Source organism: Nonomuraea sp. bgisy101 (genome assembly GCF_057708945.1).
The window spans coordinates 13,968-27,580 of record NZ_JBYITD010000054.1; the positions used below are offsets into that span (position 1 = coordinate 13,968).

The 13,613-nt window shown below is 70.8% G+C and carries 11 protein-coding genes; 7 read left to right on the forward strand and 4 right to left on the reverse strand.

Annotated features, from left to right (window positions below; translation table 11 throughout):
- Window positions 1-154: 154 nt before the first annotated feature.
- A complete protein-coding gene (locus AC3EO4_RS51225; protein ID WP_431903365.1) occupies window positions 155-1,336 on the reverse strand; it encodes a serine/threonine-protein kinase in 1,182 nt (393 codons plus the stop codon).
- Window positions 1,337-1,544: 208 nt separating this feature from the next.
- Between AC3EO4_RS51225 and AC3EO4_RS51230 the strand changes: the two genes are divergently transcribed.
- The 7 genes from AC3EO4_RS51230 to htpX all read left to right on the forward strand — a co-directional run bounded on the left by AC3EO4_RS51230 (window position 1,545) and on the right by htpX (window position 10,026).
- On the forward strand, window positions 1,545-2,660 hold the full coding sequence (locus AC3EO4_RS51230) for a 4Fe-4S binding protein (protein ID WP_431903368.1): 1,116 nt from the start codon (window positions 1,545-1,547) through the stop codon (window positions 2,658-2,660).
- The gene (locus AC3EO4_RS51235; protein ID WP_431903370.1) at window positions 2,660-3,229 is read left to right on the forward strand and encodes an NADH-quinone oxidoreductase subunit J family protein; all 570 of its coding nucleotides are present in this window, start codon (window positions 2,660-2,662) and stop codon (window positions 3,227-3,229) included. Before AC3EO4_RS51230 ends, AC3EO4_RS51235 begins: the two co-directional genes overlap by 1 nt.
- Window positions 3,229-3,693 carry an NADH-quinone oxidoreductase subunit NuoK gene (gene nuoK / locus AC3EO4_RS51240; protein WP_431903373.1) on the forward strand — a complete coding sequence of 155 codons (465 nt, stop codon included), beginning with the start codon at window positions 3,229-3,231 and terminating at the stop codon, window positions 3,691-3,693. Before AC3EO4_RS51235 ends, nuoK begins: the two co-directional genes overlap by 1 nt.
- Complete coding sequence (locus tag AC3EO4_RS51245) at window positions 3,690-5,726, forward strand: NADH-quinone oxidoreductase subunit 5 family protein (RefSeq protein ID WP_431903375.1); 2,037 nt, start codon at window positions 3,690-3,692, stop codon at window positions 5,724-5,726. The genes nuoK and AC3EO4_RS51245 overlap by 4 nt, the downstream gene beginning before the upstream one ends.
- Window positions 5,723-7,258 carry a complex I subunit 4 family protein gene (locus tag AC3EO4_RS51250; RefSeq protein ID WP_431903378.1) on the forward strand — a complete coding sequence of 512 codons (1,536 nt, stop codon included), beginning with the start codon at window positions 5,723-5,725 and terminating at the stop codon, window positions 7,256-7,258. Before AC3EO4_RS51245 ends, AC3EO4_RS51250 begins: the two co-directional genes overlap by 4 nt.
- Window positions 7,259-7,505: 247 nt before the next feature.
- Window positions 7,506-9,080: an NADH-quinone oxidoreductase subunit N gene (locus tag AC3EO4_RS51255; protein WP_379577672.1), complete on the forward strand. Its 1,575-nt coding sequence runs from the start codon at window positions 7,506-7,508 to the stop codon at window positions 9,078-9,080.
- Window positions 9,081-9,174: 94 nt separating this feature from the next.
- On the forward strand, window positions 9,175-10,026 hold the full coding sequence (gene htpX, locus AC3EO4_RS51260) for a zinc metalloprotease HtpX (protein WP_431903381.1): 852 nt from the start codon (window positions 9,175-9,177) through the stop codon (window positions 10,024-10,026).
- A 49-nt stretch (window positions 10,027-10,075) separates the two neighbouring features.
- On the opposite strand, the gene AC3EO4_RS51265 is transcribed toward htpX, so the two are convergent.
- The 3 genes from AC3EO4_RS51265 to AC3EO4_RS51275 form a co-directional block, all read right to left on the reverse strand.
- Window positions 10,076-10,633, reverse strand: coding sequence for a hypothetical protein (locus AC3EO4_RS51265; protein WP_431903383.1), 558 nt, complete (start codon window positions 10,631-10,633; stop codon window positions 10,076-10,078).
- 1,362 nt (window positions 10,634-11,995) lie between these two features.
- Window positions 11,996-12,571, reverse strand: a complete 576-nt coding sequence (locus tag AC3EO4_RS51270; RefSeq protein WP_379577666.1) for a pyridoxamine 5'-phosphate oxidase family protein — start codon at window positions 12,569-12,571, stop codon at window positions 11,996-11,998.
- 18 nt (window positions 12,572-12,589) lie between these two features.
- Window positions 12,590-13,588: a TolB family protein gene (locus AC3EO4_RS51275; RefSeq protein WP_379577664.1), complete on the reverse strand. Its 999-nt coding sequence runs from the start codon at window positions 13,586-13,588 to the stop codon at window positions 12,590-12,592.
- Window positions 13,589-13,613 lie beyond the last annotated feature (25 nt).

Below are 13,613 nucleotides of genomic sequence, written 5' to 3' on the forward strand. Positions count from 1 at the left end.
CCGTCTTGGCGGGGGTGCGCGGGCGGGCGTGGCAGGGCCACCGGTACGCCTGGCTCAGGGAGCCGGAGAGCGGGCGTGGCAGTGTCACCGGTACGCCTCAGGGAGCCGGGGAGCGGGCGCGTACGGCCGGCGGGCAAGGCCGGCGCGGCCGGGCTCAGTGGACGATGGCCAACATGATCTCCGCCGCGGTGGGACGATCGGCGGGTGACTTGGACAGCGCGTTTCCCACGATGCCGCGTAAGGACGGCGGGAGCGGCGACAGGTCGGGGTGCAGGTTGAGGACCCGGTTGAAGACGGCGGGCACCGTGTCCTCGCCGAACGCGGGACGCCCCGTCGCCGCGAAGGTCATCGTCACCGCCCAGCTGAAGACGTCGGACGGCGGGCCGACGGGTGAGCCGGACAGCTGCTCGGGTGACATGTAGGGCGGAGTGCCCGACATCTTCCCTGTCATCGTCGAGTGGTCGAGCGAGCGCGCGATCCCGAAGTCGATCACGCGAGGGCCGTCGGAGCCGATCAGGACGTTGCTGGGTTTGAAGTCGCGGTGGACGATGCCCGCCTTGTGGATGGCGGCCAGCGCCCCTGACGTGGCCAGGGCGAGCCTGGTCAGGCTGTCCTCGTCGCGCGGGCCCTGGTCGCGGACGAGTTGTTCGAGCGAGGGGCCCGCGACGAACTCGCTCACGATGTAGGCCTGGTCTGGCGTGATGTTGACGTCGAGCAGCCTGGCTGTGGAAAACGTGGCGACCCTGCGCGCGGCGTCGACCTCGCGGGCGAACCTGGTCCGCGCGAACTCGTCGCCCAGGTCGTGGAGCACCTTGACGGCCACGTGGGCGCCGTTGGGCGCGACGGCGAGGTAGACCGCGCCCTGCCCGCCGCGGCCGAGGGAGCGCAGCACGCGGTAGTGGCCGATCCATTCGGGCTCGCCCGCCCGGCGCGTCAGGCCTGACGGGTGGGTCGAGCGGTCGTGCACCCGCATCGGGGGTGTTCCCGCCGTGGGGACGGCAGGCCGCGGACGGCCCCTGACCATGATGGGGACGAGGATGCCGCTGTGGACGACGCCGCCCAGCCAGCTCACGAGCAGACCCAGCCCTACCAGGCCGAACAGCCAGTCGGGGGCGAGGTTGACGTCCTCGTAGCTGATCACGACGATCATGAATGCGCTGACGCACGCGCCGTAGAGGGCGGCGGAGAGGACGAGCCATTTGCTCTGCAGCCAGAAGGCGGCGAACCCGATGGTGAACGGGGTCGCCAGGCCGCAGGTCAGCAACGGCACCACGGCCCAGGCGACGGCGGCCGTCCAGGCTCCGGCGCTGGGGCGGTGGGGGTGGCTGTGCGGCATGGCGAGAGAGTATCCGGTTAGGGCGACAGAAGCAGGGTGTGGACGAGACCTGTGGATAACTACCGTCTATCCTGTGGATGGCTGTGGAAAACCTGGGGACAACTGGCTGGTGCATTCACCTCCGACGCATAGTGCGACATGATGTTGAGCCATGGCACGGATACCTGGAGTGGGGCTGGTAAAGGGGCTTTCGGTCACCCTTCGCCACATGCTGCGCCGGTCCGTGACCCAGCAGTATCCCGAGGTCCACCCCGACCTTCCGCCCCGCAGCCGCGGTGTCATCGCGCTGGTGGAGGAGAACTGCACCTCCTGCATGCTGTGCGCCCGCGAGTGCCCCGACTGGTGCATCTACATCGACTCGCACAAGGAGACCCTGCCCGCGCCCGAGGGCGGCAGGGCCAGGCAGCGCAACGTGCTCGACAGGTTCGCGATCGACTTCGCGCTGTGCATGTACTGCGGGATCTGCATCGAGGTGTGCCCGTTCGACGCGCTGTTCTGGGCGCCGGAGTTCGAGTACGCCGAGGGGGACATCAGGAACCTCCTGCACGAGAAGGACAGGTTGGCCGGCTGGGTGGAGGCCGTGCCGCCGCCTCCCGCGCACGAGGTGGGGGCCGAACCGCCGAAGGAGCTCGCGGCTCCCGTCCGGCCCGCCCGTACGGCGGGCGCCGGCCGTACAGGCGAGAGTGCCGCCACGCCTGGCCGGGCGGAGAGGGGACCGGGCAGGCCCGCCAGGACCGATGCTCCCACCAGCACTGACGCTCCCACCAGCACCGACAGCTCCACCACTTCCGCCAGACCCGCCAGGACCGAGGGACCCGCCAGGACCGCCAGGACCGAAGGACCCGCCAAGCCCGCGCCGCCGGAGGGCGCGGAAGGCGGGACGGCAGGCGCGGAGTCGGGGGAGGCGCCGGCGGGCGCGCCTGTGGAAACGCCCGCCCGCGAAGCAGCGGCGGCACAGCAGAGCGCCCCCGCGCCCGCTCAGGAGAAAGCGTCGGATAAGGCGGAGGAACCGTCCGAACCCAGCGCGACCGAACGGAGGCAGGCACGCGAGCCGCGCGCCCGCCCGACGCGGATGGGCAACGTTCGCGGCATCCGCCCCCCTGGCGCGCTGCCCGCGCGGGAGACCCCACAGCACGGTTCATCCACAGGCCCGCAGCCTGACGAAGAGTTGTCCACAGGTTCGGGCGCGTCGCCGCCGCCGCCCGAATCGGAGGAGCAGACTTCTGCCACCGAGCCGCGCAGGCGACGGATGGCCGACCCGCGTTCCATCCGTCCGCCTGGCGGGCTGAAGCGTCACGAGACAGCGGAGCCCGAGGAGGACTAGTGACCGCGGCGGTGCCTTCTTACCTGTCCCCCACAGGGCAAGAGATCGTCTTTCTGCTCCTGGGTGCGGTGGCGGTCGGCTCGGCACTGCTCGTCGTGACCACGAGGCAGCTCGTGCACGCGGCCCTCTGGCTCGTGGTCTCCTTCGGCGCGCTCGCCGGGTGCTACCTCGTGCTGACCGCCGAGTTCGTCGCGTGGGTCCAGGTGCTCATCTACGTCGGCGCGGTCGTGGTGCTGCTGCTGTTCGGCATCATGCTCACCCGCGCGCCCATCGGGAGGTCCGCCGACCTCGACAGCGGCAACAGGATCGTCGCCGCCGTGGTGGCGCTGGCGACGGCCGGCGTGCTGGTCGCGGTGGTCATCGACGGCTTCCGCACCGCCTACACGCCGCTGGAGCCGGGCGGCGGGGCAGCGGGCGAGCTCGGCGCCAGCGTCTTCCGCACCTGGGTGCTGCCCTTCGAAGCGCTTTCGGTCCTGCTGCTCGCCGCGTTGATCGGAGCCATCGTGCTGTCGCGCACCGACATCAAGTCAGACGACGCCCCCCCGACCGTTGAGAGCGGGGGGCAGTAGTGCACATCGTCTACCCGGCCGTCGTCTCCGCGCTGCTCTTCTCCATCGGCGTGTACGGCGTGCTCGCCCGGCGCAACACCATCCTGGTGCTGATGTCGGTGGAGCTGATGCTCAACGCGGTCAACCTCAACCTGGTCGCCTTCGACGTCTGGCTCCGCGACAGGCTCCATGGCGGGCAGGTGCTCACCTTGTTCGTCATCGTGATCGCCGCCGCCGAGCTCGGGCTCGGGCTTGCCATCGTCCTGGCCGTCTACCGCAACCGGAAGACGGTCGACATCGACAGGCTCCGCGACCTGGCGGAGCAGGAATACGTGGTGGTCGCCGCCGAGCCCGACGCCCAGGAGCTGGCCGGGCGCGGGCCTGACGAGTCAGATCCGGCAGGGGGAAGATCGCCGTCCACGGGCAACGGCGCGGCGGGGGCGGCCAGGCCAGGAGAGCGTGCGAGCCGAGGGAGCGCACAGTGAGCCGCACCTACCTCGACGCCTTCCCCGGGCTTGTCATCCTCCTGCCGTTCCTGGCGGCAGCCGCAGGACTGCTGCTCTCCCGCTGGCCCAGGGCCCGCGTCACCGGCGCCGGTGTGGCCGGGACCACGCCCGCTCCCGACCCGCGTACCGACGGCGGTGCGGCGGCCTCGGGCGATCTGCCCCACGGCCCGGCCGTCCACCCGGTCCTGGCGCCCGCGGACGCCAAGGCCAACCGCAGAGCCGCCTGGTTCGCGGTGCTTCCCACCGCCGTCTCGGCTGTGCTGGCCTGCTGGCTGGCGGCGAGCCAAAGTTTCGCCTTCTTCCAGCGCCTGGCTGAGGAGCGGCCGCAGGGCGACGCCGTCAGCGCCGGCGCAGGCTACGGCACGATCGAGACCGGCGGCGTGCCCATCGCGCTGATCCTGCAGGCCGACCAGCTCTCCTCGATCATCGCCGTCCTGGTCACGATCGTCGCGCTCGCCGTCCAGATCTATTCGGTCGGCTACCTGAGAGACGACCCCCGCTACCCCTCCTACAGCGCGTTCATCAGCCTGTTCACCAGCGCGATGCTGCTGGTCGTCTACGCGGGCGACCTGCTGGTTCTCTACGTCGGCTGGGAGATCATGGGGCTCTGCTCCTACCTGCTGATCGGCCACTGGTGGGAGGACCGCGCCAACTCCCGGGCCGCGGTCAAGGCCTTCCTGGTCACCAGGCTCGGAGACGTAGGGTTCCTGTTCGGCATTTTCGTGCTCGGCCTGTCCGCCGGCAGCTTCAGGATCGACGACGTGATCGCGAAGGTGCCCGAGCTGCCGACCGGCACGGTCGTCACCGCGACGCTGCTGCTGCTGGCAGGCGTCGCGGGCAAGAGCGCGCAGGTGCCGCTGCACACCTGGCTGCCCGACGCGATGGCCGGCCCGACGCCGATCAGCGCGCTCATCCACGCCGCCACGATGGTCGCGGCCGGGATCTTCCTGGTGGCCAGGCTCTTCCCCGTGTTCCTCGCCGCCCCGCCCACCCTCGACGTCCTGGCGGTGCTCGCCGCCCTCGGCATGCTCGGAGCGGCGCTGGCCGCCCTCGCGCAGGACGACCTCAAACGGGTGCTGGCCTACTCCACCATCAGCCAGCTCGCCTACATGGCCGCCGCGCTCGCCGCGGGGTCCGACACCGCGGCGATCTTCCATCTGCTGACGCACGGGGCGTTCAAAGCGCTGCTCTTCCTGTGCGCGGGCGCGGTGATCCACCACGTCGGCTCCAACCTGATGAGCCAGATGGGCGGGCTACGCCGCGAACTGCCCGTCACGTTCGTGACCATGACGATCGGCTTCGCCGCCCTCATGGGCCTGCCGCCCGCCAGCGGGTTCTTCAGCAAGGACGGCGTGCTGGTCGCCGTCGAGCACGCGCTCGGCACCGGCGGGCTGACCGACGCCGCGGGCCTGCTCCTCTACGCGTGCGCGCTCGCGACGGTCGCCGTGACCGGTGCCTACGCCACCCGCGCGTGGCTGCGCACCTTCTTCGGCCGCGAACGACCCGTCGCGCTGCCCGAACCACAGCCGGGCACCGCCAACGTCGTCGACCCGCGCGAGGCGCCCCCCTCCATGCTCGGCCCGATCGTGGTGCTCGCCGTCCCCGCTCTGGGGCTGGGTGCCTTCGGCCTCGGCCACGTCAGCTGGGGCACCGCGGCGATCAGCGTCGCGCTCGCGCTGCTGGGCGCAGGAATCGTCTACGCGGCGTGGCGGGGTGACCCGCTGGCCGATCCCGCCAGGATCCTCGGCCCGCTCAGGGTGCCGAGCGAGCAGGCGTTCTACGTCGACACCGTCTACAGTGCGCTGTTCGTCCGGCCGGTGCTTGCCCTCGCCAGGCTCGTGGTGCGGGCCGACGAGAGGGTGGTCGACGGCGCGGTCCGCGGCTCGGGCCGTACCACCCAGGGGGCCTCTGGCCTGCTACGCCTGGCGCAGAACGGCAACGTGCAGCTCTACGTCAGCGGCGTGCTCGCGGGCATCCTGCTGATCGCGGTGGGGGCGGTGGTGTTCGGATGACCTGGTTGCCTCTCGCGCTGCTCGCGGTGCCGCTCCTCGGCGCCTGCGCGCTGCTGGCGCCCGCCACGGCGGACCGCCTTCGACCCATCGGCCTGTCCGTCTCGGGGTTCACACTCGCGCTGGCGGTGGTGCTCGCGGCGACCTTCGAGTACGGCCGGCCGGCTCAGCCCCAGTTCACGGTCGACCAGCCGTGGATTCCCGCCCTCGGCCTGCGCCTCCACCTGGGCGTCGACGGCATCTCGCTGCCCCTGGTCGTGCTCACGGCGTTGCTGACGTTCCTGTGCTTCGTCTACCTCTGCTGGAGTCCCGGCCGGCTGCCCGTCCGGCCGCGGGCGATGCTGTTCACGCTGTTCGTCCTCGAAGTCGGCATGCTCGGCACGTTCCTCGCGCTCGACCTGCTGCTGTTCTTCGTGTTCTTCGAGGTCGTGCTCATCCCGATGTACTTCCTGATCGCCATCTGGGGCGGCCAGGGCCGTCGCGCCGCCGCGATCAAGTTCATCCTCTACACGCTGCTCGGCTCCGTCGTGCTGCTGCTCGGCCTGCTGCTGATCTGGGCGCAGACCGGCACCCTCGACATCGTGGCCCTCTCGCAGGCTCACGGCGCAGGACTGTCGCGCTCGGTGCAGACCCTCGCCTTCGTCGCGATCGGCATCGGCCTCGCGGTCAAGACCCCGATGTGGCCGCTGCACACCTGGCTGCCCGACGCGCACACCGAGGCGCCCACCGTCGGCTCGGTGCTCCTCGCGGGCGTCCTGCTGAAGATGGGCACCTACGGCTTCGCCAGGATCGCCATCCCCGTGCTGCCCGAGGGCGCCGCCGCCGTCGCCCCGTGGCTGGGAGCGTTCGCCGTGGTCGGCATCATCTACGGGGCGCTGGCCTGTCTCGCCCAGAGCGACCTCAAACGGATGATCGCCTACTCCTCCATCGGTCACATGGGCTTCGTCCTGCTCGGCTTCGCCACGCTGACCACCGTCGGCGTCAACGGCGCCCTGTTCGCCAACGTCGCCCACGGCCTGATCACCGGCCTGCTGTTCTTCCTGGCAGGCGCCATCAAGGAGAGGTACGGCACCGCCGACATGCCCTCGCTCGGCGGCGGCATGCTCGCCCGCTACCCCCACCTCGGCGCGCTGCTCACCTTCGCCTGCATCGCCTCGCTGGGGCTGCCTGGCCTGGCCGGGTTCTGGGGCGAGATGCTGGCTCTCCTGGGCGCCTTCCAGCCGGCACCCGGGCTGCCCAGGGCCCTGTTCCTGGCGTTCATGGCGATCGGCGGGCTTGGCGCGGTGCTGACCGCCGCCTACTTCCTCACCATGCTGTCCAAGGTCACGCACGGCCGCCCGGCGGCGGTCCGCGCGGGGGGCGAGCACGGCACGGCCGTCGCCACGCTCGACCGGGACGGGCTCGACGTGCGCGGGTACGAACTCGCCGCATGGGTGCCGCTCGTGGTGCTGACCCTCGTGTTCGGGCTCTGGCCGAAGGCGCTGCTGGCGCTGACCACGCCTGCCGTACAGATGCTCCTGGGAGGCACGCCATGATCGCCCTGTCCCTTCCTGCCCACCGGGTCTCGTCCGGAGCGGCTCCGGTCTGCTCGCATGGGGTCTCTTCGGCGCGCGGGACGTCGGCCGGCGTTCGTTCCGCTCGTGGGATGGGGGCCGGCGTTCGTTCCGCTCGTGGGATGGGGGCCGGCGTTCGTTCTGCTCGCGGGACGTCGGCCGGCGTTCGGTCGGCTCGTGGGATGGGGGCCGGCGTTCGTTCGGCTCGCCAGGGGACGGCAGGCGCGTCATGACGCAGACGATCGACTACTTCGCCATCGCGCCGCCGCTGGTCCTGGCGCTGGTCGCGGGCCTCGTGCTGCTGCTCGACGCCTTCCTGCCGCGTTCGTCGTCGCTGCGGACGGCGCTCGGCCTCGTGTCGCTCGCCGGTGTCGTCGTCGCGTTCGGCTTCGTCATCGCGCAGGCCTTCGCGGGCCGGACACTGCGGACGTTCTGCGTCCCCGGTGACCTGGCGGGGCAGGGGCCCGCGCTCTGCTCGTTCGTGGTCGACAGGTTCACGCTCGTCCTCGCAGGGCTCGCGCTCGTCGCGGGAGCGATCGTGGTGCTGCTGTCGATGACCGAACTGGCGGGCGGCGGCATCCCCGTCGGCGAGTGGTACTTCCTGCTGCTCTGCACGCTGGTCGGAGCCACCACCCTCCCGGCCTCGCGCGACCTGATCATGCTGGTCGTCGCCCTCGAACTGGTGTCGCTGCCGGTCTTCGCGCTCACGGCGCTCAAACGCTACGACGGCAGGGCCTCCGAGGCCGCCGTCAAGCTCTTCCTCGTCTCCGTCGTGTCCACCGCGATCATGCTGTTCGGGGTCTCCCTGCTGTACGGCATGAGCGGCACCGTCCACCTCTCGCGCCTGGGCGAGGCTCTGGGCGCCACGGTGACGGCCGGAGCGCAAGGGACCGCCGGAGCGCAGGGGATCGCCGGGAGCGCCTACTTCTCGACGCTCGACATCGCCACGGACCTGCCCATGGTGGTGACCGTCGGTGTGGTGCTGGTGGTCGCCGGATTCGCCTTCAAGATCGCGGCGGTCCCGTTCCACGCCTGGGCGGGCGACGTCTACCAGGGCGCGCCGATCCCCGTGGCCGCGCTGCTCTCGGTCGTCTCCAAGGCGGCGGGCTTCGCCGGGCTCATCCTCGTCCTGCTGAGCGCTTTGCACGCCCAGGCGCCGACCTGGTCGCCGATGATCGCCGTCGTCTCCGCCCTCACGATGACGGTGGGCAACCTGCTGGCGATGCGCCAGCGCTCCGCCGTACGACTGCTGGCCTGGTCCTCCGTCGCGCAGTCCGGCTACATCCTCGCTCCGCTCGCCGTGCTCACCGAGGCGGGACAGCGCGGGCCTGCCGCCGGAGCGTCCGTGGCCTACCTGGTGTTCTACGCGGCCATGAACCTCGGCGCGTTCGCCGTCGTCATGCTCGTGTCCAGGAGCGATCCACGCAACGAGCTGGACGACTACCGCGGAATGGTGTTCAGGCGTCCGGCCGCCGCGCTGGCGCTCGCATTCAGCCTGATCTGCCTGGCCGGGCTCCCGCCGGGCCTGGCCGGTCTGTTCGCCAAGGTCGTCGTCTTCCGCGAGATCGTCAACGGCGGCCTCGGCTGGCTGGCCGTCGTCATGGCGATCAACACGGTCATCGGCCTGTACTACTACGTCGCGTGGACCGCCCGGCTCTTCACACCCACCGTCGAACCATCCGGCGACGCCCAGCTCCGCGGCGGCCGGCCGACGGCCGTGTGGGTGGCGGTCGGCGCCACGTTCGTCGTGGCGCTGCTGTTCTCCGTCGCCCCCCAACTGGTCCTCGGCATGGCCACGCTGTAACCCCTCCCCTCCCACAGGTCACCGTGACTGGGAACGCTGGACGCGGTCATCGACGTTGGTACAGGTGAGCCCACACCACGGAAGGGGGGAACCCTTGCATCACAACGGCCTGCGCACGGCGCTCCTGCTGGGGCTGCTCTCCGCGTTGATCGTCATGGTGGGGGCGTGGGTGGGCGGCGGCACAGGCGTCCTCTTCGCGGTCGCGGTGGCCCTGGTCGGCAACACCGTCGCCTACTTCTTCTCCGACCGCATCGCGTTGTCCGCCATGCGCGCCAGGCCCGTGAGCGAGGTCGAGCAGCCGACCCTCTACCGGATCGTGCGCGAGCTCTCCACCGAGTCGAGGCAGCCGATGCCACGGCTGTACATGTCGCCGACGGTCCAGCCGAACGCCTTCGCCACCGGGCGCAACCCCCGCAACGCGGTCGTGTGCGTGACGTACGGGCTGACGAAGCTGCTCGACGAGCGGGAACTGCGCGGAGTGATCGGGCACGAGCTGTCCCACGTCTACAACAGGGACATCCTGATCTCGTCCGTCGCCGGAGCACTGGCGACGATGATCACGTGGCTGAGCTACATGTCGGTGTTCTTCGGCGGCTCGGACGACGACGAGGGGCCCGGGTTCCTCGGGGCGGTGCTCATGATGCTGCTCGGACCGGTGGCGGCAGGCATGGTGCACATGGCGATCTCGCGCTCGCGGGAGTTCCATGCCGACGAGTCGGGGGCGCGGCTGACGGGCGAGCCGCTCGCGTTGGCGTCGGCGCTGCGAAAGATCGAGATGGGAGCTCGGCGGCTGCCGTTGCCGGAGAACAGCCGGCTGGCGTCGGCGTCCCACATGATGATCGCCAACCCGTTCAGCGGGAGCGGGCTGGGCCGGATGTTCTCCACCCACCCGTCCACGGCGGAGCGCGTCGCCCGCCTGGAGCGCATGGCGGGCTACCGGCGCTGACCTCTGACGTGGGTGGCCGGGGGCGGGCCAAGGGATACCGGTAGGGCGGTCAGTCGCCGGCGAGATGAACGTCCCAGGTGTGCCGGCCGAGAGTGAACCGGTCCACGATGCGCGCCGAGCCGGTTTTCGCGCTGACCGAGCGCGCGACGTACGTGCGCGGCTCGTCGTAGGTCAGCAGGGTGAGGCGGGTGGAGGAGTCCCAGGTGAGCATGCGGGGCTCCTCAGGGGAAGAGGCCTTCACACGTACGGGTGCCCGCGACTCCATCGCGTTGGCGGTGGCGTAGAACCGTACGACAACCCGCGAACCCTCGCGGGCGGCTCCGGCCAGCGTGGCGCCGTCGGGAGCCAGGGCGCTCCAGCCCGTGACCGTGACCCCACCCGACGGTACGGCGCCGCCAGGACGGTAGACGGCCGTCTCCTCCATGTCGAGCACCACCCGCAGCAGCCGCCCGTCGGGGCTGAACCCCTGCACGCCGGCATACGCGGGAAGGGTCCATGCCTTGCCCGTGGCCACCTCGATGACGGAAGGGGTGCGTGTGGTGTTGAGGGTCGGATCGAGGACGAGGAAGCGGCCGTTCGGGCCTGTTCGTAGCTTGACGTCCGACATGCGAAGGCCGGAGGGGAGGCGGCCTGCGTCTCCTGGGACAGGGGTTCGCTTGCCCGACGCGACGTTGCGGACCACCAGGCGGCGGTCAGAAGCCGCGAAATAGGCGACATATCGGCCGTAAGGGTCGACAGCGATAGGAGCCCGCAGCGCCTCCTCACGTCCGTTGGCATCGAGCGAACGAACCTGAGCGTCGGGCAGGGCGACCGTCCCGCCGCCCCGCAACCACAACCGCCACGGACCGCAGACGCGCCGCTTGCCGTTCGCGCCCGGACAGGACGTCAACCCCGCATACCGAACGGCCCCGCGGCCGGCCCCTGGCGACGCGACCTCCGACGGAGCGCGTGATGCGGGAGACGTCGTAGCGGGAGACGCCGGGAAGGCCGCGTCTGGCAGCGCGGTGGATGCCGCAGGCCGCCGCGCAGGAAGTGCCCCGGTGGGCGGTGCAGCCGGAGCCGCGGCGCCCGATGCGTGAGACGCCGTAACAGGAGACGCCGTAGCGGGAGACGTGGGGAACGCCGCGCCGAGCCATGCGGCAGGCAGGGCGGCGGGCCGCGCAGGAAGCGTCTCAGCGGGCGGCGCAGTTGGGGGCACGGCCGGCGACGTGGGGGAGGGCGCAGCGGGAGACACGGGGATGGCCGCAGCGGGCGTCGCGGGCGCTGTGGCTGTGGCTGTGCCGGGTGGCGTGGTGCTGAGGAGGAGCGAGGCGGTGGCCAGGAGGGGGACGAGCATGGCGTCACCCTAACCACAGGGCCAACGCCGGGACCGGGTTTCTCGGCGGCTTCGACCGCTCGGGCGCAGCCGCCGAGGGGTCTGGAGGCGGCGGTGGATCACTTCGGCTCAGCCGCCGAGGGGGCGCGGGCGTCGGCTGGACGCCCAACCGCTGAGGGGCGGGAGCGACGGTGACCGGCTGGCCCCCTTGGCTCAGCCGCAGCGGGGGAGTAGGAAGCGGCCAGTGGGTGAGGGGGACCGACGGACACCGGCTGGACCCGCCTTGGCCCAGCCGCAGCGGGGGAGTAGGAAACGGCCAGTGGGTGAGAGGGCCGACGGACACCGGCTGGACCCGCCTTGGCCCAGCCGCAGCGGGGGAGTAGGAAGCGGCCAGTGGGTGAGAGGGCCGACGGACACCGGCTGGACTCGCCTTGGCCCAGCCGCTGAAAGTCCCGACGGGTGGCTGCTGGGCCGTTTCCGGCTCAGCCGTTGAGGGGTTCGATGGGTGGCTGCTGGGCCGTTTCCGGCTCAGCCGTTGAGGGGCTCGACGGGTGGCCGCTGGGCGGCTCCGACTCAGCCGCTGAAGGGGGGCGAGAGCCGGCCGGGCCCGAGCCGTCGAGGGGCGTCAGAGCGGGTGGTCGTGAGGGCGAGGTGTCAGGAGTGGGTGGATACGGGGTCGGTTTCCGCGGGGTGGAGGGCGGGGATGCCGTCGATGCTCTCCCTGTTGTTCTTGGCCCGGTATGCGCGCTTCTGCAGCACGTCCTTGCGTTCCGACCACTGGTCGAGCAGTGCGCGGTCCTCTTCGAAGGCCATGAAGGGTACGGCGTAGCCGCACGAGTCGGAGATCCGGTCGCAGCCGATCACGATGATCGACCGCACGCCTGGATGCGGTCCGAAGCGTGTGAGCAGGCCGGGGAACTCCGGGTCGCCGTGCGTGACGACGCGGCCGGTGCCGTACAGGCGGACGATCTTGGGTGGGCCCTGGAAGGCGCAGAACATCACCGTGATGCGGCCGTTCTCGCGCAGGTGGGCGATGGTCTCGACGCCGCTGCCGTCGAGGTCGAGGTAGGCGACGGTGAGATCGTCGAGGACGGCGAAGGTGTCGGCGTAGCCTTTGGGCGAGACGTTGACGTGCCCTCCGGATTCGGGGGCTGTGGCCACGAAATAGACCGGCTGCGCGGAAATGAACTCACGCAGCCGATCTGTGAGCTTTTCGTAGATTTTCGCCATAAATCACGATAACTGTGATCAGTCTCCAGGCAACCACCAGGTCCAGATGCCGGACTTGATGCGGAACGAGTCCCGTACCGCCGTGGCCCCCGTCTCGGCGTTGAGCGAGCGCCTGACGGCCTTGGAGGTGTTGCCCTCGGCATCGGACTGGAGCGTCCACAGGGTGACGTCGCCCGAGGTGTTCCACACGAGCTTGGTCGGCGACTCGCCCTTGGGGAGGCGCAGGGTGACGGCGTCGGAGACCGCGTCCGTGGACAGGTCGTAGGTGCGCAGCCGCGTCTTGCCGTTCGTCTGCGGGCTGACGATCACCAGCCCGACCGTGACGCCGTCGTCGGCCAGCCCGATCGGCGCGTTGTTCGCCACGACCTGCGGTACGACCCTGCTCTGCACTTCCGTGCCAGACTCGTCGTAGACGGCCAGCTCCGTGGTGTTGTCGTCGGTGCCGCGCGTGGTGAGCAGGTGCGAGCCGTCGGGGCTGAAGCCCTGAACGGTCTCGTTGCCGGGGATCCGGTGAACGGCGTCGGTCTTGAGGTCGACCAGCAGCGAGGGGAGCTTGGCGTCGTCGTCGTAGTAGTCCATGACGACACGGCGGCCGTCGGGGGAGAAGGTGGGATCGACGTTCAGCATGCCGACGTTCTTGGGCGCCACCGCCGCTTTGCCCGGTAGTACCTTGACCGAGCCCGAAGCCATGTCGCGGACGACGAACGTGCGGTCGCTCGCGCGGAAGTAGCCGACGAACCGGCCGTCGCCGCTGATCGAGATCGGCGCGCTCGACTCCTTGTCGATCTTCCCGCCCGCCGCGGTGGGGTAGACGACCGCGTCCTTGAGCTGGACGTCCTTGCCCCCGCTCAGCGCGAGATGCCACGGGCCGCACGGGACGGAGTAGTCCTTCTTGGCACAGGCGCCGACCCATCCGTACCTGACCTCGGTCTTCGCCGCGGCCTGGGCAGGCGTGACCATCAGTGCCGAGGCGGCGGTAGCCACGGCGAGCAGCGCGAACCCGCGAGAACGGTTCATCGTTCTTCCTTTCGTCACAGGGTAG

Bases quoted from the DNA above. Each gene is read 5' to 3' on its own strand.
- AC3EO4_RS51275 (WP_379577664.1), bottom strand. From the start codon at position 13,588: ATGAACCGTTCTCGCGGGTTCGCGCTGCTCGCCGTGGCTACCGCCGCC.
- AC3EO4_RS51225 (WP_431903365.1), bottom strand. From the start codon at position 1,336: ATGCCGCACAGCCACCCCCACCGCCCCAGCGCCGGAGCCTGGACGGCC.
- AC3EO4_RS51255 (WP_379577672.1), top strand. From the start codon at position 7,506: ATGACGCAGACGATCGACTACTTCGCCATCGCGCCGCCGCTGGTCCTG.
- AC3EO4_RS51250 (WP_431903378.1), top strand. From the start codon at position 5,723: ATGACCTGGTTGCCTCTCGCGCTGCTCGCGGTGCCGCTCCTCGGCGCC.
- AC3EO4_RS51230 (WP_431903368.1), top strand. From the start codon at position 1,545: ATGCTGCGCCGGTCCGTGACCCAGCAGTATCCCGAGGTCCACCCCGAC.
- AC3EO4_RS51265 (WP_431903383.1), bottom strand. From the start codon at position 10,633: ATGTCGGACGTCAAGCTACGAACAGGCCCGAACGGCCGCTTCCTCGTC.
- AC3EO4_RS51270 (WP_379577666.1), bottom strand. From the start codon at position 12,571: ATGGCGAAAATCTACGAAAAGCTCACAGATCGGCTGCGTGAGTTCATT.